Raw genomic sequence first — 22,700 nt, 5'->3', positions numbered from 1 at the left:
CAGGGTGGGACTCCGCCGCCGGCCCGGACAGCGGGGCGCCGGAGAGAGGCCGGCGGCGGAGGCTTGTGGGCAGGCAGGGAGGTCAGCCCTTGAGGCCGCCCGCCGTGAGACCGCTCATGATGTTGCGCTGGAAGACCAGGAAGATCAGCAGCGTCGGTACGGACGCGATGGTCAGCGCGGCGATGAGCACGTTCTCGGGCACTCCGTTCGAGAGCGAGTAGATGCCGACGTTGAGTGTCTGTTTGGACGGATCGGGCAGCGTGAGCATCGGCCAGAGGAAGTCCTTCCAGACGCCGACGATCGCGAAGATCGAGACGACGCCCAGGATCGGCCGGGAGATCGGCAGCACGACCGACCGCAGGGTCCGCAGCGGGGACGCCCCGTCGATGGACGCGGCATCGAGGAGCTCACGCGGTATCGAGTCGAAGAACCGCTTCAGCAGGAAGATGTTGAAGGCGTTGGTGACGGACGGAAGCCAGATCGCCCAGGGCGAGTTGAGCAGATTGCGCTCGACGATCGGCACGTCGAGCACCGTCAGATACTGCGGTACGACCAGGACGGTGGCCGGGATCATCAGCGTGACCAGCATCATCGCGAGGATGGCTTTGCCGAACACGGGCCGGAGCTTGGAGAGCGAGTAGGCCGCGGCGACATCGAGGATCAGCTGGAAGGCGAGCGCGCCGAAGGCGTAGTAGAGGGTGTTGAACAGCAGCCGGGACAGGTCCATCACATCCCAGGCCCGGGAGTAGTTCTCGGGGTGCACGGTCTTCGGCAGGAAGGTCGGCGGTGACTGGACGACCTCCTGGGTGGTCTTGAGACCACCGGAGACCATCCAGTACAGCGGGCCGAGGAAGACCAGCGTGAAGAGCCCGACGACCAGGACGAAGACCACCCAGTAGAGGAACTTGCCCCGTGGCCGGGCGAGTTGGGCCGGTGAGATGAGTGTGCGTGTGGTCATGCCGTTTCCCCCGTCCTACTCGTCCTCGCCGCCGCGGCTGAGCCGTACGTACGCCGCGGAGAACCCCGCGAGCAGTACGAGCAGGATCAGACCGAGCGCAGCCGCGCTGCCGTAGTTGTTGAAGTTGAAGGCGTACTGGTAGATGAGGTAGACGACGGTCGTCGTCGATCCCTCGGGACCCGCGCCGTTGGTGAGCAGGAACGGCTCGGTGAAGACCTGCATCGTCGCGATGATCTGCATCAGCAGCATCAGCGAGAGGATCAGCCGGGTCTGCGGAATGGTGACGTACCAGATCTTGCGCAGCACGCCGGCGCCGTCGAGCTCGGCCGCCTCGTAGAGCTCCCCCGGTATGCCCTGCAGTGCGGCGAGGTAGATCAGCGTGGCGCCGCCCATGTTCATCCAGGTCGCGGCGATGACCACCGAGAGCATGGAGGTGTCGGGGTCCTGCAGCCACTGCTGCTGCGGGAGGTGCAGCAGCTCCAGGACGCGGTTGAAGAGTCCGTATCCGGGGTCGTACAGATACTTGAAGAGCAGGACGGACGCGACCGGCGGGAGCATCACCGGCAGATAGACCAGCAGCCGCAAGTAGCCCTGGGCGTGCCGGAATTCGTTGAGCACGAGGGCGACGACGAACGGAACGGCGAAGCCGAGAACCAGTGCGAGACCGGTGAAGAGCAGGGTGTTGCGCCAGGCCTGCCAGAAGGCCGGGTCGTTGAGGACGGTGGTCAGGTTGGACCAGCCGGCCCAGGTGGTCTCTCCGCCCTCGGTCTTCTGGAAGGCCAGAATGAACTCCCTGACCATCGGATACCAGGAGAAGAACGAGAAGCAGAGCACGGCGCCGATCAGGAAGCCGTGTGCCGAGAGATTGCGGCGCAGGTCCCGTACGAACGCCTCGCGGGAGGCGTTCGGACGGGACCCGGCACCGCGCCCCGGGGGCGGTGCGGCCTTGTGCGGGGAGAGGGTGGGAGCCGACATCGTCTACTGGTTCGCGAGGATCTGGTTGACCTGCGACTCCGCGGTGGAGAGCAGCTTGTTCACGTCCGCGTTCTTGTTGGTCAGCACTCCGGACATCACGTTGTCCAGAACCTTGTAGATCTCCTGGGCCTTGGGCGGTTCGGCCTTGCCCTTGACCGGGTTGTCCATGAAGGCCTTGAAGTTCTCGACCGGCATCGTCGCGCTGGCCGCGCGCGCCGCGTCGTCCTGGGTCTTGCTGGTGTTGAGCCAGAAGTTCGGCTGCGGGACTCCGACGGGCAGGCCGTCCGCCTTGGTGCGCGCCCAGTCGAACTGGCCCTTGCCGACGGTGAGGTTCTTGTAGGTGAGCCAGGCGACCGCAGCCTTGATCTTGTCGGAGGACATCCCCTTCTTGATCATGTAGTTGTTGCCGCCGAAGAGGGTGGCCTTGCCGCCGGGGATCGGTCCCATGCCGAAGTTCTCGAACGTGGCGCCGAGTTGCTGGACCATGTACGCGATGTCGTCGGGCGCGGCAAGGAACATGCCGAGCTTGTCGCTGGCTGTCTGCTTCTGCAGATCGCCCCACTTGAGCAGCTGGGTCTTGCCCATGCTCTCGTCGTCCCAGCGCATGGCGTGGAGGTTGGACACCACCTGCTTGCCCAGGTCGTTGTTGAACACGGACTTCTTGCCGCTCGCGTCGACGATGTCGCCGCCGAGGCCGTACATGGTGGCGGTGTAGTGCCAGCCGCCGGTGTTGCCGGCGCTGTACTCGCCGTAGCCCGCGATTCCGTTGCCGAGTCCGGCGATGGCCTTGGCGGCGCTACGGACCCCTTCCCACGTCGTCGGCGGGTTGTCGGGGTCGAGCCCGGCCTGCTGGAAGAGCTTGCGGTTGATGAGCAGGCCCATGGTGTAGTTGCTGGTCGGGAGACCGTAGAGCTTGCCCTCGTGCTTGAGGGAGTTCATGACGTCGGGCTGGATGTCCGCGAGCGCGGGGACCGTCTTGGCGGTGACGTACGCGGAGATGTTCTCGGCGCCGGCGTTGTCCAGCACCTGCTGGAGATCGGTGAAGTACGTGTAGAAGACGTCCGGTTGGGACTTGGCCTTCAGCATCGCGGTGAAGCGCGGCGGTTCAAGACACTGACCCGGCGTCGACCGGCCCTCGATCTTGATGTTCGGGTAGATCGTGTTGAACGCCTTGACGTCCTCGTTCCACTCCTTGAGCTCCGGCTGCTTGGCGGCCGGAGGCATGCAGTCGATCGTGAGCGTCAGCTTGGTCTTCGGGTCCAGCGGAGCTGACGGATCGGACGAACCGCCGCCGGATCCCTCGTCGTTGTTGCCGCTGCTGCTCGTGCCGCAGGCGGCCAGGGCGGTCAGGGCGAGCACGGAGACAAGGGCGGTCGCGGTGGTACGGCGCGTACGACGGAACCAAGCACTTCTCATCGGTGGTCCCCTTCGGGCATGAGCGTGGAAGACCCGCGGCTGACACGCAGCGGGGGCGCGGCACACTCAACCACCGGCAACAAGAGAGCGCAATATCTCGCGCCGATTTCGTAAATGCTTGACAGTCGGGTCTCAGTCGCGGACATGGGGCCACCGCGGAGCGGGCGTCGGGCCGAGCACGGGTCCCGACGCCCGACCTGACACGGGGCCGGACACGGGGCCTAGCGCGGCGCCTGCGCGGTCGAGCCGCGGACCACCAGCTCCGGCTCGAAGAGCAGCTCGCCGGGCGGGACTTCGCCGCCCTGGATCTGCGTGCACAGCAGCTCGACCGCGGCCCGCCCCATCGCCTCGATGGGCTGACGGACGGTGGTCAGCGGCGGCTCGGTGCAGTTCATGAAAGCGGAGTCGTCGTAGCCGACGACCGAGACGTCGCCCGGGACGCCAAGACCGCGCCGGCGAGCGGCCCGTACGGCCCCGAGAGCCAGCGGATCGCTCGCGCAGATGATTCCGGTGACCCCCCGGTCGAGCAGCCGCGTGGTCGCCGCCTGCCCGCCTTCCAGCGAGAACATGGAGCGCTCGATGCGCTCGTCGGGCAGCTCACGGCCGGCCGCCTTCGCAGCCGCGTGGGCAGCGGCCAGCTTGCGCCTTGACGGCACATGGTCGAGCGGGCCGAGGACAAGACCGATGCGCTCATGGCCCAGCGAGGCCAGATGCCGCCACGCCTGCTCGACCGCGACGGCGTCGTCGCAGGCGATGCAGGGGAAGTCGAGATTCTCGATGGAGGCATTGATGAGCACCACCGGAATCCTGCGGTCCGCGAGCAGCCTGTAGTGCGCGTGCGGCGCGTCCGCCTGCGCGAACAGCCCGCCCGCGAACACCACGCCGGACACCTGCTGCTGGAGCAGCAGCTCGACGTAGTCCGCCTCGGAGACCCCGCCCTTGGTCTGCGTGCACAGGACGGGGGTGAGCCCCTGCTGGGCCAGCGCCCCTCCGATCACCTCGGCGAACGCCGGGAAAATCGGATTCTGCAGCTCCGGCAGGACCAGTCCGACCAGTCGCGCGCGCTCGCCTCGCAGCTGGGTCGGCCGCTCATAGCCAAGGACATCCAGCGCTGTCAGCACGGACTGGCGGGTGGCCTCGGAGACTCCCGGCTTGCCATTGAGCACCCGGCTGACCGTGGCCTCGCTGACCCCTACCTTCTTCGCTACCTGAGCAAGTCGTCGCGTCATACACGCAAGACTAGCGCAAGCCTTGCAAACGGCTTGCGCTAGTCCGCGCTGACGGCGACGACTCGCCTGGGCCGTCCTAGGGGTTGATGTTGATCTTGAAGGTGGAGGTGGCGTTCTTCACGTCCTGCACGTTGTTGCTGAAGGTCAGGCCATTGAAGGTGACCTCACCGACCGGCGGGCCCTGACCCGCCTCGGGCATCTCGTTCGCCCAGAGCCCGAAGCCGGACTTGGCGTCGTACGCGTCCCCGCTCCTGCGAGCGCCGGAGATCGAGATGTCGCTGAGGATCGTGTCCTTGACCGGGAACTGCGGCTGTCCTCCCACGTAGTTGGTCTGGAACATGATTCCGCTGTACGTCGGATCGACGATGTCGACGTTGTTGACCCGGATCCCCTGGAACACCTTCGAGGCCGAGAAGAGCCAGATCCCGGGGAAGGTCTGCGCGCCCCAGAAGTGACCGCCTGCCCGGACGATGGAGACGTTCTCGACCGTCGTCGGTTCGGTCCCGAAGCCGTTCATCGGATAGCCGAAGTCCAGCGAGCTGATGGTGATCGCGGAGTAGACGAGCGTGTCCGCGATGTGGATGTTGCGGAAGGTGTTGTTGAAGCCGCCGTAGACGGCGATGCCTGCCGCACGCCAGGTGAGGATCGACGTCAGATTCTCGTAGACGTTGTTCTTCATGTCGCTGCCCCCGGCGTCGATCGCCGAGAAGAGCGCGAAGCTGTCGTCTCCGGTGGCCCGCGCCTCGTTGTTGGTCACGAGGTTGTCCGTCGACCCGTTGGTCATGTTGATGCCGTCGGCGAACATATTGCGGATGCGGGAGTTCTTGATGGTGATCCTGTCGGTGTTCAGGCCCCAGTAGAGGCACACCATGTGCTCGTTCCAGATGTTGTCGATCACGATGTCCGTGACATTCGAGAAGTCGAACACCTTGCCCGGGCCGTCGATGCGCGAGGTGTAGTTCCCGAAGTACGCGAAGTTCGCGAACGACGAGCCCTTCGCGGTCGCCTCCGCCCGGAAGCCGACATCGGTGTTGTCCTGTGTCGAGGGCGCGTTGAACCGGGTGTACCAGGGCCCGGCGCCGACCACCTTCACCGCCTTGCCGTAGACCTGGAACTTGCCGGCCGTCTGGTAGTCGCCGGCCGGCAGATGGACGCCGACCAGCGCGCCGGCGGTGTCCATCCGCACCTTGTCCAGGGCGTTCTGGACGTCCTGGTGGGTGAACCCGGCCGGCACCGTGTATGTCGCCGGATCGGGGTTGGCGATGGGCGCGACCTGCTCCAGGCTCACGAAGTCGATCGCGTACCGGGAGCCGTTGGCCGTGTCCTTCTGCAGCTTGATCCTGCTGCCGGCCGGGACGGAATCGCCCAGCATGATGTGCGCCTCGTCGTAGATGTGGCGCGGAGCACCGGATCCCGGAGAGTTCCCGGGACTGGCCTCCGCCCCGTACAGCCAGGCGTACTTGGACGTGAGGTCGACGGCCTTGCGGAAGGTCCCGTTGACGTAGACGTTGAGCGTGGACTCGGTGCCTCCACCGCCGGGCGAGTCCGGGATGGAGAACCGCGTCACCAGGGTGTTGGTGCTGGCCCGGGTCGTGAACTCCACATAGTTGCCGGTGTTGTTGAGGGTGACGGCCTTGCGGCCCGAGGCCTCGCCCGCGACGTCGCCGATGGTCCGGTTCGGCCCGACGACCTGTGCGCCGCCGCCGGCCGCACCGTCCTCCGCCTCGTACATGTCGTACGGCATATTGGCGCCGCGGCCGACGAACAGTGCCTGGGTGCTGGTGTTGTTCTCGCGCTTGACCGGCAGTTCATTGGCGTCGTCGGCGATGACGACCTTGACGGTGTACGAACCGTTCGCGGCCGTCCAGCTGCCGAGGTTCACCGGCACTGTGGTGGCGCCCACGGCGATGATTCCGCTGTGCGCACCGGTCAGGGTCTTGACCGTCGCCCCCTTGGAGTCGATCAGGGAGAGGGTCAGACCGTGGCTGCCGCCCGCGGACGGCTGTGTGCCCTGGTTTTTGACGGCCACGGAGAAGGTGACGCTGTCGCCGTTGGCCGGGGCCGAGGGCGAGGTGCTGACCGCGGCGGCGACCAGGTCCGAGCCGGCGACCGGCTTCACCACCAGGGACGTGGGGCTGGTGTAGGTGTTGTTGGTCTCGTTCTGCTCGATGACGGTGTTCGCGTCGTCGGCGACGGCGCTGAGCTGGTACGTATCGGCGTCACGCGCCCCAATCGACGCGCTGACGGTGGTCGAGGCCCCGGCCGCGAGTGCGCCGGCCTGGGCCGTGGCGACCTTGGTGCCGCCGAGCCGCAGGGCGACGGCGCTCGCCGCGGAGGCGAGGGGACCGCTGTTGTGCACGGTCGCGGAGAGGGTGATCACGTCCGATTCGACGGGAGCGGCGGGTGAGGCCGTCAGACCGGTGACCTCCAGATCGGGGTTGGGCGCCGGGACGCCCAGGATCTGGAACTCCGCCACCTGGCCCGCGGTCGCGCCGGTGTTGGACGTGAACCTCAGCTGCACCTCCGCGACTCGCGCGTCGACCGGGACACTGACCGAGTTGTCGCTCGCCGGGCTGAAGGTGTAGTCCTTCGCCGCCACCAGACTGGTGAAGCCGGACGCGCTCTGCTCGCGCCCGAGCACCTGGATGTTCTGGGTCCTGTTGCCCCAGCTGCTGTCCGGATTGAGCTTGACGACCACGCTGCTGAGATCGGCGTTGGCGCCAAGCTTCACGGTGAGGGTGCCCGGGTAGCTGCCCGCCGCACCCTCCCAGTAGGTCGTCAGGCTGTTGTCGTTGGCGTTCTCCGCGACGAAGGTGTGGATCACGGAGGACGCGGTGATCGGCTTGCCGACGGCGAGGTTGGACGCCGTGCCCGTGGATCCGTTACGGGTGACGGCGTTGCTGTTGACCGACTCGTTTCCGGCCGCGTCCTTCGCGCGCACGAAGTACGTCACCGTCGCGCTCGCCGGCTGCGTGTCGGTGTACGTCGTCACATCGCCCGCCACGCTCTTGCGCAAGGAGTTGTCGGCGTAGATGTCGTAGCCGGTGACCGCGGTGTTGTCGAAGGAAGCTCCCCAGCTCAACTTGACCTGCCCGGAGGTGGGTTCGGTGAAGGAGAGGCCGGCGGGTGCGGTCGGCGCCTGGGTGTCGCCCGTGTCAGCCCTGCGGGTGACGGTGTTGCTGTTGCCCGACTGGTTCCCGGCCGCGTCCTTGGCGCGTACGAAGTACGAGACCGTCGCGTTCGCCGGCTGCGTGTCGGCGTAGGTCGTGACGTTACCGGCGACGCTGGTGCGCAGTTCGTTGTTGGCGTAGATGTCGTAGCCGGTGACCGCGGTGTTGTCCAAGGACGCCTCCCAGGTCAGCTTGATCTGGCCGGTTGCCGGCTCGGTGTAGGCCAGCTCGGCCGGAGCGGTGGGGGCCTGCGTGTCACCGGTCGCCGGGCCGTAGATCTCCAGCTCCGACACTTGGGCTGCCGCCCGTCCGGTGTTGGCGGTCACCAGGACGCGTATGTACCGCGTGGTGGCGGCGTCGAAGGAGATCGTCACCGACTGGCCGCCGGCGGGGCTGAACTCGTAGCCCTTGGACGCGGTGAGATCGCTGAAGTCCGAGCCGTTGGCGCTGCCCTGGAGTTTCAGGGTCTGGGTTCTGGCATCCCAGCCGTCCGGCAGGCGCAGTACGACGCGGTCGACGCGGACGGAGGAGCCGAGGTCGGCCTGGATCCACTGCGGGAAGTCGCCATTGCGGCTCTCCCAGTAGCTGGCCCGGTTTCCGTCGTTGGCGTTGGCGGCCGTGTACACCTCGGTGTAGCTGCCGGCCGTGAGCGTTCTGCCCTGGGCGAGGTTCACCGAGGACTCACCGGCCGCGTGGACCTCGAGCTCGGACAGCTGAGCCGCCTGCCAGCCCGTGTTGGCCGTGATGTGCACGCGTACGAACCGGGTCTGGGTGGCCGGGAAGGCGACGGCCACCGTATTGGCCTGCCCCGGGTTGAAGGTGTGAGCGGCCGAGGCCTTCAAGGTCGAGAAGCTGGTGCCGTCGGCGCTGCCCTGGACGGAGAGGGTCTGCTGCCTGCTCTCCCAGCCGGCCGGGAGCTTGAGCACCACCTCGTCGATCCGGGCGGTGGAGCCGAGGTCGGCCTGGACCCACTGGGGGAAGGTACTGCCGGCGCTCTGCCAGTACGACCCCTGATTTCCGTCGGTGATGTTCCGGGCGGTGTACTCGGCGTGGGCGCTGCTCGCCGCCGCGGGACTGCCCGCGGCGGTATTCGGGCCGTCGGCCGCCGAGGCGGTGAGGGACGGCCGGCCGATCATCAGAAGACTGGTGGTGATCACGGCGGAGAGAACCCGCCATCTCCAGCGTTGCGGTCTCATATGTCCCCGATCTTCGGCCCCGTGCCCTGACGGCAACGAGGGTGCGGCTCTGTCGGCATAGCTGCGAGACAAGCATTTGTGCACTGATGGGCAGAGTCTTTGCGTTTTGCGGTCAGAGAGTTGCAGAGATATGCCAGGACGTCTACCGCCATGACCGCGTCAAGTCGCCGCTCTCACAGGGGTCGGAACCCAGCAATCTGCTGACACCAGCGGCTTTGTCGCCGACTTCCAAGAAGACGTAAGTCCACTGCAAAATGCGCAAGCCATTTGCGTTGAGGAGAAAATTTCAGAAACGGACGCTCCGCCCTTACCGTCTCTAGGCATGAGCCCCGTACCGACCGCACCGGCCCGACGCCGGCGGTTCGGCTGGCCGCAGCGGGTCTTCTCCCAGGTCCTGCTGATGCAGCTGGCCATAGCCACCGGTGTCACTGTGCTCGCCACCGGTCTCTTTCTCGCGCCTCTCAGCGCCCAGCTCGACGACCAGGCGATGCGCCGCGCCCTCGCCATCGCCGAGACCACCGCGTCTGCGGAGCTCGCCGACGAGCTCGTCGGCTCACGGCCGACGGCCGCCGGTCCTGTGCAGGCCAAGGCCGAGCGCATCCGGCAGGCCACCGGCGCCGAGTACATCGTGATCATGGACAAGCGCGGAGTCCGCTGGTCCCACACCGCGCCCGAGGAGATCGGCCGGGTCGTCTCCACCGACCCCAGCGACGCCCTCGCCGGCAAGGACGTGATGGAGATCGACAGCGGGACGCTCGGCCGTTCCGCCCGCGGAAAGGTGCCGCTGCGCGACGACAGCGGCCTGATCGTCGGCGCGGTGTCGGTCGGCATCGAGTACGACAGCGTGCGCGCCCGGCTGCTGGCGGCGATCCCGGGGCTGCTGGCGTACGCGGGCGGGGCGCTGGCCGCCGGCGCCCTCGCCGCCTATCTCATCTCCCGCAGGCTCCAGCGACAGACCCATGATCTGGCCTTCTCCGATATCTCGGCGCTGCTGGTGGAGCGCGAGGCGATGCTGCACGGCATCCGGGAGGGGGTCGTCGCGCTCGACCGGGCGGGCAGGATCCGGCTGATGAACGACGAGGCGCAGCGGCTGCTGGGCCTCGGCCCCGAAGCGATGGGGCAGCCGCTCGACGAAGCGCTCGGCGACGGTCGCACCACCGATGTACTGGCGGGACGGGTCACAGGCGAGGATCTGCTGACCGTACGGGGCAGCCGGGTGCTGATCGCCAACCGGATGCCCACCGACGACGGCGGCGCCGTCGCCACACTGCGCGACCGCACCGAGCTGGAGCAGCTGGGCCGCGAGCTGGACTCCACCCGCGGCCTGATCGACGCCCTCCGCGCACAGGACCACGAGCACGCCAACCGGATGCACACCCTGCTCGGACTCCTCGAGCTGGAGATGCACGAGGACGCGATGGAGTTCGTCACCGAGGTGGTCGGGGTGCACCGGGCCACCGCGGAACAGGTCACCGAGAAGATCCACGACCCACTCCTGGCCGCGCTGCTCGTGGGCAAGGCGACGGTGGCGGCGGAACGCGGTGTCTCGCTGCGCATCGCGCCCGGGACACTGCTGCCCGACCGGCTGGTGGACCCGCGCGGTCTGGTGACGGTCGTCGGCAATCTCGTGGACAACGCGCTGGACGCGTCCGCGGGTTCCGAGAACCCCCAGGTCGAGGTCGAGCTGCGTGCGCAGGGCCGCACGGCCGTGCTGCGGATCGCGGACAGCGGCCCCGGAGTCCCGCCCGGACAACGGGAGTTGATCTTTACGGAGGGCTGGTCCACCAAGGAGCTTCCGGCCCACGGCAAACGTGGCCTTGGACTCGCGCTGGTGCGCAGGCTCGCGGAACGCCAGGGCGGCAGCGCGGGGGTGCGCGAGGCGGCGGGCGGTGGCGCCGAGTTCACCGTCGTACTCCCGGAGGCGCTGACCGAGCCGGGGCCGGCCACTGCCGTGGAGGTGCGATGAGCGAGCTGAAGGGCGAAGGACCGGCTGGTGGACTGATCGACGTCCTGGTGGTGGACGACGACGTCCGGGTCGCGGAGATCAACGCCGCCTATGTGTCCAAGGTGCCCGGTTTCCGGGTCTCCGCGACGGCCCACTCGGCCGCCGGGGCGCTCGCCCGGATCACGGACCGCCCGGTGGATCTGATCCTCCTCGACCACTATCTGCCGGACGGGAACGGCCTTGCGGTCGTACGGGAGCTGCGGCGGCTCGGCCACGAGACCGACGTGATCATGGTGACGGCGGCGCGCGATGTCGCCACCGTCCAGGCTGCGATGCGCCATGGGGCGCTCCAGTACCTGGTGAAGCCGTTCAACTTCGCGGGTCTGCGCACCAAGCTGGAGGCGTACGCCACGCTGCGCCGCACCCTGGAGAGCGGCGGCGAGGCGGAACAGGCCGAGGTGGACCGGATGTTCGGGGCCCTGTCGGCCGGCTCGGTCGCCCCGGATCTGCCCAAGGGCCACTCGCCGACCACAGCCGAGCTGGTACGCCAGGTGCTGCTGGCCGCCGAAGGGCCGCTCTCCACCCAGGAGATCGCGGAACGCGCGGGGGTGAGCAGGCAGACGGCGCAGCGCTATCTGAAGCTGCTCGAGCGGGCGAGCAGAGTGCGGCTCACCCTGAGGTACGGCGAGACGGGCCGCCCGGAACACCGCTACGTCTGGTCCTCCAGCCCGTCCGGCGCTTGAGCCACTCGCCAGCCCGTCAGGTGCCCGCATTCAAGCCCGTCCGGCGCTTGAGGACAAAACGGCCCCCGGACGGCTCCGGGCCCCACACCGCCCCGAGCCTCACGCGGTCCCGGGCTTCAGACCGCTCCCGCTCCCGTCAGCGCCCGCACCTCCGTCTCCGCGTGCTTCGCCTCATCCGGCGGCTCCGTGGACATGGCCGTGCCGATCCAGCCCGCCAGGAACCCGAGGGGAATGGAGACCAGACCCGGGTTCTGGAGCGGGAAGACATGGAAGTCCACGCCCGGGAAGAGCGCCTCGGGGCTGCCCGAGACGACCGGCGAGAGCACCACCAGCAGCATCGCGGGGACCAGCCCTCCGTACACCGACCAGACCGCGCCGCGCGTGGTGAAGTTCCGCCAGAACAGCGAGTAGAGCAGTACGGGCAGATTCGCGGAGGCGGCGACCGCGAAGGCCAGACCCACCAGGAACGCGACGTTCAGATCCCGGGCCAGCAGGCCGAGCGCGATGGCCGCCACACCGATGCCGACCGCGGCGACGCGCGCGACGGCGACCTCGCTGTGCGGTGAAGGGCAGTCCCTCCCGGGCGCGGCTCCGGGGGAGCGACGGCGCCGGAGCGAGGCGTACAGATCGTGGGCGACGGAGGCGGACGAGGCGAGGGTGATCCCGGCGACGACGGCGAGGATCGTCGCGAAGGCGATGGCCGCGACCACCGCGAAAAGGACCGTCCCGCCGGTGGATCCCGCTCCCCCGCCGAGGTCCAGCGCGAGCAGCGGGACCGCGGTGTTGCCCGCCGCATTCGACTTCCGTACCTCGTCGCTGCCGACCACGGCGGCGGCGCCGAAGCCGAGCACGATCGTCATCAGGTAGAAGCTGCCGATGAGACCGATCGACCAGATGACCGAACGGCGGGCTGCCCGCGCGGTCGGCACAGTGTAGAAGCGGGACAGGATGTGCGGCAGCCCGGCCGTACCCAGCACCAGCGCCAGGCCGAGGCTGATGAAGTCGAGGCGCGCGATCCAGTCCCCGCCGTACTTGAGGCCCGGCGAGAGGAAGTCCTTGCCGTGGCCGCTGCGTTCGGCGGCGGTGTTGAGCAGCTGGTTGACGTCGCCGTGGAAGCGGGTCAGTACGAGCACGGTCATCGCGATCGCGCCCGCCATCAGCAGCACGGCTTTGACGATCTGGATCCAGGTGGTGGCTCGCATCCCTCCCAACGACACATAGATCACCATCAGGGCACCCACTCCGATGACGGTCCACGAGCGCGCGGCCTCGCTCGTGCCACCGAGAAGCAGCGCGACCAGGCTCCCGGCTCCCACCATCTGCGCCACCAGATAGAGAACGGACACGGTGACCGAAGAAGTTCCCGCCGCGATACGGACAGGACGCTCACTCATCCTCGACGCGACGACATCGGCGAGCGTGAACCGGCCGCAGTTGCGTACGAGTTCGGCGACGAGGAACAGAACGACCAGCCAGGCGACCAGGAAACCCACGGAGTAGAGCATTCCGTCGTAGCCGAAGAGGGCGATGAGGCCGGAGATCCCGAGGAAGGACGCGGCGGACATGTAGTCGCCGGCGATGGCGAACCCATTCTCCATGGGGGAGAACAGCCGCCCGCCCGCGTAGAACTCCTCTGCCGAGCCATGCCTGTTGCGGCTCACCCAGGTCGTGATGGCGAGAGTCGCCGCCACGAACGCGCTGAACAACAGCAGCGCCAGGGTCTGGTGGTCGCCGCTCAACGCTCGAGCCCTCGCGTCATTTCCTGTGTGTCCCAGCGCAGATCGAGCGCGGCGCGGTCCCGGCGCAGCCGCGCATGGCGGGCGTACGCCCAGGTCAGCAGGAAGGTGGTGAGGAACTGTCCGAGCCCGGCGACCATGGCCACATTCACCGCTCCCGTCACCGGCCGGGCCATCAGCCCGGGAGCGGTGGTCGCCGCGACGACATAAGCCAAGTACCAGACGAGGAAGGCGAGAACGGTGGGGACGACGAACCGCCGGTAGCGGCTGCGCACCTCCTGGAAGGCGACGCTGCGCTGCACTTCCAGATAGATGTCGCCGGCGCTGGGGCCGGGGCTCTCCGGCGCCGCGGGCGGCGCCGGCACGACGGGCGCGGGGGCGCCGGTGCCGTCCAGCTCACCCCAGCCGGAGGCCAGCGCGTCGTACCACGGGTCGTCGAGCCGCACCGCCGCGGCATCCCGTCCTTCCGGCTTTTCCACCGATCAACTCTCCTTGTCAGCGAACCATTTCGGCTCACATGCCCAAGGATGGACAGAGTGGGAAGATCCCGGACTCTTCTCCCGGCGCACTTCACCCCATCAGGTGACGGTCGTGCCAGGTGGCTGCGCCAGACCCTCCCGATAGGCGTACCGGACCGCCTGGGCCCGGTCATGGATGCCGGTCTTCGCGAAGAGGTTGTTGATATGCGTCTTCACCGTGGCCGTGGAGATGTGCAGTCGGCGCGCGATGTCGGTGTTGGTGAGGCCCTCGGCGATCAGGGTCAGCACTTCGCCCTCGCGCGCGGTCAGTCCGTCGGGCAGCTTCGGCCCGGTCGGCTCGGGCGCCCCGGTGACCTGCTCGAGGAGGCGTCGCTGCACCACCGGTGAGAGCCCGGCCCGGCCCGCGAGGACGTCCTGGATGGCCCGTACGATCTCGTCGCCGTCGGCGTCCTTGGTGAGATAGCCGCGCGCTCCGGCCCGCAGCGCGGGGAAGAGCGAGTCGTCGTCTGCGTAGGTGGTGAGCACCACGACCTGGGTGCCGGGGTGTTCGCTGCGGATACGGCGGGTCGCCTCGACCCCGTCGCAGCGCGGCATCCGCAGGTCCATCAGGACGACATCGGGGGCGAGTTCGGCGACGAGGGCGACCGCCTCTTCGCCGTCCCTGGCCGAGCCGATGACCTCGATGCCGGGCAGCAGCCCGAGGAGCATCACAATGCCCTCGCGCACCACCGCCTGGTCGTCGGCGACGATCACTCTGGCGATCTGCCCGGTCATACCGGCACTCGCAGCCGCACCACGAAGCCCTCTCCCTCTGGTCCCGCCTCCAGGGAGCCGCCGAGCAGCTCGGCCCGCTCGCGCATTCCCAGCAGACCGTACCCGGCGCCGGACGCCCCGAGCTCACCGGCCGTGGCTGTGGTGCCCGAGTCCCGTACCTCCAGGGCCACTTCGCCCTCCGCGTACGCGAGCAGCATGCGCACCTTGGCGCCGGGCGCGTGCTTGCGCACATTGGTCAGGGCCTCCTGGGCCACCCGCCGTACCGCCTGCGACGCTTCGGCGCACAGCTGCCGCCGCTCCCCCGTCACCGCGGTCTCCGCTCCGTCCGCGACGGACAGCTCCCGCAGATAGTCCTCGACGGGAGCCGTCTCGCCGCGCAGGGCGGAGAGCGCCTGGCGGGTCTCCTCGAGGCCCTCGCGTGCCATGCCGCGTGCCGCCACCACCCGCTCCAGGATCTGGTCGCGGAAGGGCCCTGCCGGTCCTCGCTCGATCTGCAGCCGGGCCGCTTCCAGGTGCACGAGCTGCGCGGAGAGGCTGTGTGCGAGGACGTCATGGATCTCGCGTGCGATACGGGCCCGTTCGTCGAGTGCGGCGGAGGTGGCCTCGGCCTCGCGGGCGGCCCGTTCCTGGGCGAGCAGCAGGAATCCCGCGCCGCGGGCGCCGGCGTCGAGACGCAGTGAGTACCCGCCGAGCAGTACCGAGCCCACCGTGATCCCTGCCGCCAGGGCTCCGTTGTCCTGGGTCAGGGGGAAGAGTGCGACCGTCACCACGCCGATGACCAGGCCGGGGGCGAGCGGGAGTCGCTCCATCGCCATGACGGAGACGGAGATCCACAGCACCACCGAGGGAACCGCTGCCCCGGCTGCGTACGCCCCCGCCCCCACTACGGCGATGGCCGCCAGCAGGCCGAGGGAGGGCAGCAGTCGGTTTGCCAGCGTCGTCCGGTGGTAGCGCAGGACGGCCGCAGCGCAGCAGAGCAGGGCGAGCGGCGGGAGCACTGCGCGCCACCCGTGGAAGAAGCCCGATGTGTACGCGCCGGACATCGCCCAGGCCGCCATGCCCGCCAGCACGGCGACGTCGAGAGCGATACGGACGCGCGGTACACCGACGCGGGACAGCGCTTCCCGCGTGGGCCACGCGATCCACTTGCTGCTGGGCACGTCAGCCTCCTCCGTCGCCCTTGATGCTACGGAGCGGGAACCTGGCCCGGGATCGGGTCAGGGGTGGAGCCGACGGCTCCACCCCTGGGTGGGCGTGGCGGCGTCAGGTGTCGATCCGCGAGCGGTCCAGCGTCGCCGCGGAGCTGGTGATGAACTCCTTGCGAGGCGCCACCTCATTGCCCATCAGCAGATCGAAGACCTGCTCCGAGGACTCGAGGTCGCCGATGTTGATCCGGCGCAGCGTGCGGTGGCGCGGGTCCATCGTGGTCTCCGCGAGCTGGTCGGCGTCCATCTCGCCGAGACCCTTGTAGCGCTGAATGGAGTCCTTGAAGCGGACCCCCTTGCGCTGGAACTCCAGCAGTGTCGTCCGAAGCTCGCTGTCGGAGTACGTGTACACGTACTTGTCCTGGCCCTTCTTGGGCTGGGTCAGCTCGACGCGGTGCAGCGGCGGTACGGCGGCGAATACGCGGCCCGCCTCCACCATCGGCCGCATATAGCGCTGGAAGAGCGTGAGCAGCAGACAGCGGATGTGGGCGCCGTCGACATCGGCGTCGACGAGCAGGACGATCTTGCCGTAGCGGGCGGCGTCGATGTCGAAGGTCCGGCCCGACCCCGCTCCTATGACCTGGATGATCGCGCCGCACTCGGCGTTCTTGAGCATGTCCGAGACGGACGACTTCTGGACGTTGAGGATCTTTCCGCGGATCGGCAGCAGCGCCTGGAACTCGCTGTTCCGCGCGAGCTTGGCGGTGCCGAGCGCCGAGTCCCCCTCGACGATGAAGAGCTCGCTGCGCTCCACGTCGTCGCTGCGGCAGTCGGCGAGCTTGGCAGGCAGCGAGGAGGTCTCCAGCGCGGTCTTACGGCGCTGCGCGTCCTTGTGCTGACGGGCCGCGATACGCGTGCGGGCGGCGGCGACGGCCTTCTCCATCACCGCACGGGCCTGGGCCCTGTCGTCGCGCTTGGTGGAGGTCAGGAAGGCCTTGAGCTCCTTGGCGACGACATTGGCGACGATCCGGCTGGCCGCGGAGGTGCCGAGCACTTCCTTGGTCTGGCCCTCGAACTGCGGCTCCGCCAGCCGGACTGTGACGACCGCGGTGAGTCCCTCCAGGGCGTCGTCCTTGACGATGTCGTCCTCGGCGACGCGCAGCATCTTGGCGGAGCGCAGCACCTCGTTCATCGTCTTGGTGACGGAGCGCTCGAAGCCGGTCATGTGGGTGCCGCCCTTGGGGGTGGCGATGATGTTGACGAAGGATTTGACCCCGGTGTCGTAGCCCGTGCCCCAGCGCAGGGCGATGTCGACGCCGAGCTCGCGGGTGACCTCGGTGGGGGTCATATGGCCGCGGTCGTCGAGGACCGGCACGGTCTCCTTGAAGGTGCCCTGCCCGGTGAGCCGCTGCACGTCGCAGACGGCCTTGTCCTGGGCCAGGTACTCGCAGAACTCACTGATGCCGCCGTCGAACCGGAACGTCTCTTCCGTCTTGCCCTCGCCGTCGATGCCGCGCTCGTCGCGGACGACGATGGTGAGGCCCGGCACGAGGAAGGCGGTCTGGCGGGCGCGCTGGTAGAGGTGGTCCAGTGAGAGCTTGGCGTCCTTGAGGAAGATCTGCCGGTCGGCCCAGTACCGCACGCGCGTGCCGGTGCGGCCCCTGGGTACCCGCTTGCCCTTGAGCAGCCCGTTGGCCGGGTCGAAGGGGCTGTCGGGGCCCTGCTCGGTGAACATGCCGGGGGCGCCGCGCCGGAAGCTGATGGTGTGGGTGGCGCTGTTGCGGTCCACCTCGACGTCGAGGCGGGCGGAGAGGGCGTTGACGACGGAGGCGCCCACGCCGTGCAGTCCGCCCGATGCGGCGTACGAGCCGCCGCCGAACTTCCCGCCAGCGTGCAGCTTGGTCATCACGACCTCGACACCCGAGAGGCCGGTCTTGGGCTCGACGTCGACAGGGATGCCCCGGCCGTTGTCCTTGACCTCGACGGATCCGTCCTCGTGAAGGACCACCTCGATGTGGTCGCAGTGGCCGCCGAGAGCCTCGTCGACAGAGTTGTCGATGATCTCCCAGAGGCAGTGCATCAGGCCGCGGCTGTCGGTGGACCCGATGTACATGCCCGGGCGCTTGCGGACCGCCTCGAGCCCCTCGAGTACGAGCAGGTGCCGCGCGGTGTAGTTGGAACCGTCACGGTCTGCAGTCAGCAGCGCTGTGGACGGCACGGACGTTTCGGCGGTCACGCGGTTCGCTCCTCGCTGAATTTGAGATGTGGCCCAAGTGGGTAAAGGCCCGGCGTCGGTCGCCGGTCAGAGGGTACCGAGGCCTGGTAGAGCCGATGTAACGCCACCCTCGTGATTTCTCATGCTAGTCCAGCGTCGCATGCATGTTCGATCCCTCGATGGAGTGACGTGGACATCACGTTCCCTTCGAGGCATGAACCATTTAGGCTCCGGGCACGTCCTCATCAACAACCGGCAACCCAGCCGGGAGGAACCCAAGAGACAAGCAACGCGAAATCCGTAGAGCGAAGCAATACGGCTCATTCGCCGCCAACCGGCAGCAGACAGCCACCTCGGGAAGAAGTTTCGAGGAAAAGCCACGAGCGGGAACGTTTTCGGCCTGGTTGGATGTTGACCCTGGTACGACAGCTCGTCGAGCTAGAGAAGAGGCGACGTGACTACTGTTCTGACCCCCGCGAGCCCGCTGACGGCCGCTGACCGCTGCGACCGCTGCGGCGCCCAGGCTTATCTGCGCGTCGTCCTGACCAGCGGTGGCGAGCTGCTCTTCTGTGCCCACCACGGGCGCAAGTTCGAGCCGGAACTCAAGAAGATCGCCGCAGAAATACAGGATGAGACGGAGCGACTGACGGCTGTGCCGGCCAGCGTCGGCGAGGAAGATCGCTGACACCTTCGCATCCACGACGAGCGAAAGGGCCGGTCCAGGACCGGTCGACGGGCGGACGCCCCTGGCTACCAGGGGCGTCCGCCCGCTCTCATAACGTGACCTCGGAGCGCGCCGTTGAGACGCTCGGGCCGTTGAGCACCCGTGGTGCCGTCTACGACGCGGCCACCGCCGAGATGCGTGTGTACACCCCTGGGCTGTCGGCCCGGCCGCAGCCACTGCCCCAGGAGACAAGTCCGATGAGCCGCCCTCGGGCGACCAGCGGCCCTCCGCTGTCCCCCTGACAGGCGTCGCGCCCGCCCCGCGGGTGTCCGGCGCAGAGCATCGTGGACTCCAGGTACCTCCCGCCCAGGCCACCGGGATACGCCTGCCCGCAAGCCGAGTCCGGCAGCACGGTCACGCTCGCCGCCCGCAACGAGGACGCATAGCTTCCGCTGCCCGTCATATCGCCCCAGCCGTAGACGGTGGCGCTCGTACCGGGCGCGTACGCCGGATCGCCGACGCCCGCGAGGCCGATCGCATGGGAGGCGGGCAGCGCCTCCGCCAGCGTCAGCACCGCCAGGTCCGAGCTGTTCGTCCCCGGGGAGTACTCCGGCGCGATCCAGGTGGCGCTCACCGGGATCTCGCGGCCGCCCGTACCGAGCAGCCGCGTGCGCCCCGAGACGACCGCCAGATCGCGCACACCAGTCACGTCCGTGCCGAGTACGGTCCGGCTCAGGCAGTGGGCGGCGGTCATCACTTTCGTCGGCGCCACCACCACACCGCCGCAGAACTGACCGGCTCGCGTTCCGCCGAACCGGTCACGGCTGGACAGCGCCACCACCCATGGACTGTCCTCGACCTGCACCGAATAGCCGCCCACGACCACACTGTCGGCGGCCGCGGGGGCGGGTGAAGCGAGCGGCGCCACGGCAGCCACCGTGATCAGGGCCAGCGCCCCGGTCAGGGCTCGGGCGAGAGGATGACGCATACGGCCTCCTGACTCTGCGTTAAGCGTGTCCACTCAGAGTCGGCCAACGCGCCACGGCACGCACCCGCACACGGCCGAGGGCCCGGTCCCCTGACGGGATCCGGGCCCTCGGCCGACTGCTGCCTACTGCTGTGACGACCTAGTCGAGGTAGTCGCGCAGAACCTGCGAACGCGACGGGTGACGCAGCTTCGACATGGTCTTGGACTCGATCTGACGGATGCGCTCACGCGTCACGCCGTAGACCTTGCCGATCTCGTCCAGGGTCTTCGGCTGGCCGTCCGTGAGACCGAAGCGCATGGAGACCACGCCCGCCTCACGCTCGGACAGGGTGTCGAGCACCGAGTGCAGCTGCTCCTGCAGGAGCGTGAAGCTGACCGCGTCGGCCGGTACGACCGCCTCGGAGTCCTCGATGAGGTCACCGAACTCGCTGTCGCCGTCCTCACCCAGGGGGGTGTGGAGGGAGATCGGCTCGCGACCGTACTTCTGGACCTCGATGACCTTCTCGGGGGTCATGTCGAGCTCCTTGGCCAGCTCCTCCGGGGTGGGCTCACGGCCCAGGTCCTGGAGCATCTGACGCTGGACGCGCGCGAGCTTGTTGATGACCTCGACCATGTGCACCGGGATACGGATGGTGCGGGCCTGGTCAGCCATGGCGCGGGTGATCGCCTGACGGATCCACCAGGTGGCGTACGTGGAGAACTTGTAGCCCTTGGTGTAGTCAAACTTCTCGACCGCGCGGATCAGACCCAGGTTGCCCTCCTGGATCAGGTCCAGGAAGAGCATGCCGCGGCCGGTGTAGCGCTTGGCCAGCGAGACGACCAGGCGGAGGTTGGCCTCCAGCAGGTGGTTCTTGGCGCGGCGGCCGTCCTCGGCGATGATCTCCAGCTCGCGCTTGAGCTTCGGCGCGAGCTTGTCGGCGTTCGCCAGCTTGTCCTCGGCGAACAGGCCCGCCTCGATGCGCTTGGCGAGCTCGACCTCCTGCTCGGCGTTGAGGAGCGGGACCTTGCCGATCTGCTTGAGGTAGTCCTTGACCGGGTCGGCGGTGGCGCCGGCGACCGCGACCTGCTGCGCAGGCGCGTCGTCCTCGTCGTCGTCGGAGAGGACGAAGCCCTTGTTCTCGCCCTCGGCCTCTTCCTCCTCGCCCTTGGCACCGGGCTGGGCCTCATCGACCTCTTCGCCCTCGGCGGCCTCGTCGGAGTCCTTCTTGCCCGCGGTCTTCTTGGCCACGGTCTTTTTGGCGACGGTCTTCTTCGCCGCCGTCTTCTTGGCTGCCGTCTTCTTGGCGGCCGCCTTCTTGGCAGGCGCGTTCGCCTCAACCTCGTCGGCCTGGACGTCGACGGTCTCGGCCGCCGGCGCCGCGGTGGCCGCGACGGTCTTCGCCGTGGCGGTCTTGGCCGCGACGGTCTTGGTGGCGGTGCGCTTTGCCGGGCTCTTCGCTGCGACGCTCTTGCGGGCGCGCTTCGGCGACTCCGCGGCACTGACCATCAGCGTCACACCCTCTTCCTCGAGGATCTGGTTGAGGCTGCGCAGAACATTCTTCCACTGGGTTGGCGGAATCTGGTCAGCCTCGAAGGCCCGACGCACGTCATCGCCGGCGATCTGCCCATCAGCCTTTCCCCGCTCGATGAGCGCCATCACAGATTCGGACTCGGCGATCTCCGGCGGGAGCGTACGGGATGTGCTGGCCGACACGAACAACCTCTCGGAACGATGGAAAAGAATTCCGGCCCCACCCATGATCGGGCCGGAACCGACGACCACCAGGCTGCGGATGTGCCGGTGGCGCGGGCTGAGCCTCGGAGCTGAACAGCGCCGCAAATGGCTGCTGTATTCCCTCTTCGGCTATCACCTCTTAGGTCATCGCACTGCTCCGAGGAGTGTTACGCCCAATCCGCGTGGCCCGAGTCACACCTCATTTGCGACGAATCGGCCAGAAGGGGCGTTCACCACACAATCGTGCCGCCGGACCCCCGTGGAATCCGGCGACACGCGATGCCTACGCCTTCGTACTCCCCGACCGACTTCTGCGGTCAGTGCTCGCGCGGAGCGGGCACGACTCGCTCCACCTCCTGGTGAACCGTGAGCAGTTGACGCATGGCGGACTCGGCTGCGTGCGCATCGCCGGTGGCGAGGGCGTCGGCAATCCGCGCGTGGTGGGCCAGGGACGCCTCGGTAGGGCGGTCACAGCCGGCGACCGGGCCGCCGGAGACCTGAAGGGCGGCCGAAACGATGCCGGAGAGGTGCTCCAGCATGCGGTTGCTCGCGAGCTGGATCAGGAGGGAATGGAACTCCGCGTCCGCCCGGGAGAAAGTAATCCCGTCACCCTGAGTGAGGGCGTGGCCCATGATCTCGACCATGTCGCCGAGACGCTGCTGAACGTCCTCGCGGCCGTGCCCCGCGGCGAGGCGCGCGGCGAGCGGCTCGATGGTCCACCGCAGCTCGCTCAGCTCCCGGCGCTGATCGTCACGCTGCGGACCGAAGGCACGCCACTCGATGATGTCGGGGTCCAGCAGATTCCAGTCGCTGACCGGACGGACCCGGGTGCCGACATTGGGGCGGGCGCTGACAAGGCCCTTGGCCTCGAGGACGCGCAGGGATTCACGGACGACGGTGCGGGAGACCTCGAAGCGCTGGCCGATCTCCTCGGGTACGAGCGGGCGGTCGGCGCCGAGGTCCCCGGAGACGATCATCTGGCCGAGCTGCTGGACGAGTTGGCCGTGCAGTCCGCGGCCCCGGTTGCCTGCCGCGCGGCGGCCGACCCGGCCCAACTCGACGTCGGCACCGTCCCAGGGGGGAGGGCCTACGCGGCCGGCGCCGGGCGACTCCGCGTAGGGGTATCGGTCGAGGTCGCCCGGGCCGGCGAGGCCGGACTCGGCGGGGCGGGCGGCGGTCATCATGGTGTGCGCAAGGGTACTCACGCATCCTTTGTCGGCGTGGCTCCCGAGACCCTTGAGGTCTTTGGTGAAAAGCACACGAAAGGGTGATCGGCGCTCGCCTCGCAATTGACGCCTTATCGGAAAGAAACGGGCGCACTCAAGGGAGTTGCGAACAGTTCGTCGAGTCCCG

General features: G+C 68.4%; 16 protein-coding genes. 3 read left to right on the top strand and 13 right to left on the bottom strand.

Going from position 1 to position 22,700, the window contains the following annotated elements:
- Positions 1-82: 82 nt before the first annotated feature.
- The 5 genes from SLUN_RS29570 to SLUN_RS29550 all read right to left on the bottom strand — a co-directional run bounded on the left by SLUN_RS29570 (position 83) and on the right by SLUN_RS29550 (position 8,944).
- Entirely contained in the window at positions 83-958 is an 876-nt protein-coding gene (locus tag SLUN_RS29570; protein ID WP_108153023.1) for a carbohydrate ABC transporter permease, read from the bottom strand.
- 15 nt (positions 959-973) lie between these two features.
- Positions 974-1,933 carry a carbohydrate ABC transporter permease gene (locus tag SLUN_RS29565; RefSeq protein ID WP_108153022.1) on the bottom strand — a complete coding sequence of 320 codons (960 nt, stop codon included), beginning with the start codon at positions 1,931-1,933 and terminating at the stop codon, positions 974-976.
- Between the two features lie 3 nt (positions 1,934-1,936).
- The gene (locus tag SLUN_RS29560; protein WP_108153021.1) at positions 1,937-3,349 is read right to left on the bottom strand and encodes an extracellular solute-binding protein; all 1,413 of its coding nucleotides are present in this window, start codon (positions 3,347-3,349) and stop codon (positions 1,937-1,939) included.
- Positions 3,350-3,570: 221 nt separating this feature from the next.
- Entirely contained in the window at positions 3,571-4,578 is a 1,008-nt protein-coding gene (locus tag SLUN_RS29555) for a LacI family DNA-binding transcriptional regulator (RefSeq protein WP_108153020.1), read from the bottom strand.
- A gap of 76 nt (positions 4,579-4,654) precedes the next feature.
- Positions 4,655-8,944 (bottom strand): discoidin domain-containing protein, encoded by a 4,290-nt coding sequence (locus SLUN_RS29550; protein WP_108153019.1) that lies wholly within the window; start codon positions 8,942-8,944, stop codon positions 4,655-4,657.
- A gap of 322 nt (positions 8,945-9,266) precedes the next feature.
- Here SLUN_RS29550 and SLUN_RS29545 point away from each other — a divergent pair, with 322 nt between their 5' ends.
- Positions 9,267-10,910 carry a sensor histidine kinase gene (locus tag SLUN_RS29545; protein ID WP_108153018.1) on the top strand — a complete coding sequence of 548 codons (1,644 nt, stop codon included), beginning with the start codon at positions 9,267-9,269 and terminating at the stop codon, positions 10,908-10,910.
- 32 nt (positions 10,911-10,942) lie between these two features.
- Positions 10,943-11,632, top strand: coding sequence for a DUF7342 family protein (locus SLUN_RS29540; protein ID WP_170146664.1), 690 nt, complete (start codon positions 10,943-10,945; stop codon positions 11,630-11,632).
- 116 nt (positions 11,633-11,748) lie between these two features.
- Here the strand turns inward: SLUN_RS29540 and SLUN_RS29535 are convergent, their stop codons facing one another.
- From SLUN_RS29535 to SLUN_RS29515, 5 genes are all read right to left on the bottom strand, one after another.
- A complete protein-coding gene (locus SLUN_RS29535) occupies positions 11,749-13,371 on the bottom strand; it encodes a monocarboxylic acid transporter (protein ID WP_108153016.1) in 1,623 nt (540 codons plus the stop codon).
- Positions 13,368-13,847, bottom strand: coding sequence for a DUF485 domain-containing protein (locus SLUN_RS29530; RefSeq protein ID WP_108153015.1), 480 nt, complete (start codon positions 13,845-13,847; stop codon positions 13,368-13,370). Before SLUN_RS29530 ends, SLUN_RS29535 begins: the two co-directional genes overlap by 4 nt.
- A gap of 99 nt (positions 13,848-13,946) precedes the next feature.
- On the bottom strand, positions 13,947-14,621 hold the full coding sequence (locus SLUN_RS29525; protein ID WP_108153014.1) for a response regulator transcription factor: 675 nt from the start codon (positions 14,619-14,621) through the stop codon (positions 13,947-13,949).
- Complete coding sequence (locus SLUN_RS29520) at positions 14,618-15,781, bottom strand: sensor histidine kinase (protein ID WP_175313526.1); 1,164 nt, start codon at positions 15,779-15,781, stop codon at positions 14,618-14,620. Before SLUN_RS29520 ends, SLUN_RS29525 begins: the two co-directional genes overlap by 4 nt.
- Before the next feature lie 103 nt (positions 15,782-15,884).
- Entirely contained in the window at positions 15,885-18,002 is a 2,118-nt protein-coding gene (locus tag SLUN_RS29515) for a DNA gyrase/topoisomerase IV subunit B (RefSeq protein WP_108153013.1), read from the bottom strand.
- Between the two features lie 433 nt (positions 18,003-18,435).
- On the opposite strand from SLUN_RS29515, the gene SLUN_RS29510 reads away from it, so the two are divergent.
- Complete coding sequence (locus tag SLUN_RS29510; RefSeq protein ID WP_108153012.1) at positions 18,436-18,666, top strand: DUF7455 domain-containing protein; 231 nt, start codon at positions 18,436-18,438, stop codon at positions 18,664-18,666.
- A gap of 151 nt (positions 18,667-18,817) precedes the next feature.
- On the opposite strand, the gene SLUN_RS29505 is transcribed toward SLUN_RS29510, so the two are convergent.
- The 3 genes from SLUN_RS29505 to SLUN_RS29495 all read right to left on the bottom strand — a co-directional run bounded on the left by SLUN_RS29505 (position 18,818) and on the right by SLUN_RS29495 (position 22,552).
- Positions 18,818-19,633 carry a S1 family serine peptidase gene (locus tag SLUN_RS29505; protein ID WP_108153011.1) on the bottom strand — a complete coding sequence of 272 codons (816 nt, stop codon included), beginning with the start codon at positions 19,631-19,633 and terminating at the stop codon, positions 18,818-18,820.
- A 139-nt stretch (positions 19,634-19,772) separates the two neighbouring features.
- Positions 19,773-21,326 (bottom strand): RNA polymerase sigma factor, encoded by a 1,554-nt coding sequence (locus SLUN_RS29500; RefSeq protein ID WP_108155001.1) that lies wholly within the window; start codon positions 21,324-21,326, stop codon positions 19,773-19,775.
- 338 nt (positions 21,327-21,664) lie between these two features.
- Entirely contained in the window at positions 21,665-22,552 is an 888-nt protein-coding gene (locus tag SLUN_RS29495; protein ID WP_108153010.1) for a FadR/GntR family transcriptional regulator, read from the bottom strand.
- Positions 22,553-22,700 lie beyond the last annotated feature (148 nt).

This window comes from Streptomyces lunaelactis, assembly GCF_003054555.1.
Lineage (GTDB): Bacteria > Actinomycetota > Actinomycetes > Streptomycetales > Streptomycetaceae > Streptomyces > Streptomyces lunaelactis.
The sequence above is the reverse complement of the archived record's forward strand: the minus strand, read 5'-3'. Positions and strand labels throughout refer to the sequence as shown.